Below are 1,497 nucleotides of genomic sequence, written 5' to 3'. Positions count from 1 at the left end.
AGTTCGACAACGCGAAATACAACGGCCTGATCGCCAGCATGGGTTTCAGTGCCGATCAGTACGCCGAAGCGCTGCGCAAGCAGCTGGCGACGCAGCAGCTGATTAACGCCATCGCCAATACCGACTTTATGCTGAAGGGTGAAACCAGCAAGCTGGTGGATCTGGTCTCGCAGCAGCGTGAGATTCGTCAGGCGGTGATTGACGTTAATGCGCTGGCCGCGAAACAAACCGCCAGCGACGACGAAATCAATCAGTATTACCAGCAGCATCAGAGCAGCTTTATGGCACCTGAGCAGTTCCGCGTCAGCTATATCAAAATGGATGCGGCCAGCCTGCAGGAGAACGCCAGCGAAGCGGATATTCAGAGCTGGTACGATCAGCACAAAGCCGACTATTCACAGCCGCAGCGCAACCGTTACAGCATCATTCAGACCAAAACCGAAGCCGATGCCAACGCGGTACTGGATGCGCTGAAAAAGGGCGAGGATTTCGCCACGCTGGCGAAGAGCAAATCTATCGACCCAATCTCTGCGCGTAAAGGCGGCGACATGGGCTGGCTGGAGCCGAACACCACGCCGGACGAACTGAAAAACGCCAACCTGACGCAGAAAGGTCAGCTGTCTGGCGTGATCAAGTCCTCAGTCGGTTTCCTGGTGGTGCGTCTGGACGATATCCAGCCAGAGCAGGTTAAACCGCTGGCGGAGGTGCACGATGCGGTGGCGGATAAAGTGAAGCAGGAAAAAGCCGTCGACGCCTTCTATAAGATGCAGCAGAAGGTGAGCGAAGCCGCCAGCAACGACAACGAATCCCTGGCGGGCGCCGCACAGGCATCTGGCCTGAAAGTGGTGGAAACGGGCTGGATCACCCGCGATAACGTGCCGGCCGATCTCGATTTCGATGCGGTTAAACAGGCGATCTTCAACGGTGGCCTGACCGGTCAGAACGGCGCGCCGGGCAACAATTCTGACATCATCAGCGTCGATGGCGATCGGGCGTTTGTGTTGCGCATCAGCGAGCACAAACCGGAAGCGGTTAAACCGCTGGATCAGGTTAAAGCGCAGATTGCCGACAGTCTGAAGCATGACAAAGCGACGCAGCAGGCCAAAGCGCAGGCAGACAAACTGCTGACCGAGCTGAAAGCGGGCAAACAGGACGCGCTGCAGGCGGCTGGCATGACGCTGAGCGCCAGCAAAACCGTTGATCGCAACGCGCAGGATCCGGTGGCACAGGCCGCATTCAACCTGCCACAGCCAGCGGATAACAAGCCGTCGTGGGGTGTCAGCGAAGATATGCAGGGCAACGTGGTGCTGGTCGCGCTGGATAAGGTCAGCGCGGGCAACATGCCGCAGGCGCAGATCGACGAAATGGTGAAAGGCGTGACGCAAAACAACGCGCAGATTGCCTTTGAAGCGCTGCTGGAAAACCTGCGTAAAGCGGCGAAGATTAAGTACGGCGCCGCCGCACAAAACCAGTAAGCCTCACAAAAAAAGGTAAACT

The 1,497-nt window shown here is 57.4% G+C and carries 1 protein-coding gene; it reads left to right on the top strand.

Features of this window, described 5'->3' with window-relative positions; all coding sequences use genetic code 11:
* Positions 1–1,475, top strand: a 1,475-nt coding sequence (gene ppiD / locus FT726_RS27280) for a peptidylprolyl isomerase (RefSeq protein WP_346303849.1), incomplete at its 5' end; no start/stop codon positions are given.
* Positions 1,476–1,497: the final 22 nt, after the last annotated feature.

Origin of the sequence: Pantoea sp. Morm (genome assembly GCF_016643525.1) — a bacterium.
GTDB classification, from domain to species: domain Bacteria; phylum Pseudomonadota; class Gammaproteobacteria; order Enterobacterales; family Enterobacteriaceae; genus Pantoea; species Pantoea dispersa.
The sequence above is the reverse complement of the archived record's forward strand: the minus strand, read 5'-3'. Positions and strand labels throughout refer to the sequence as shown.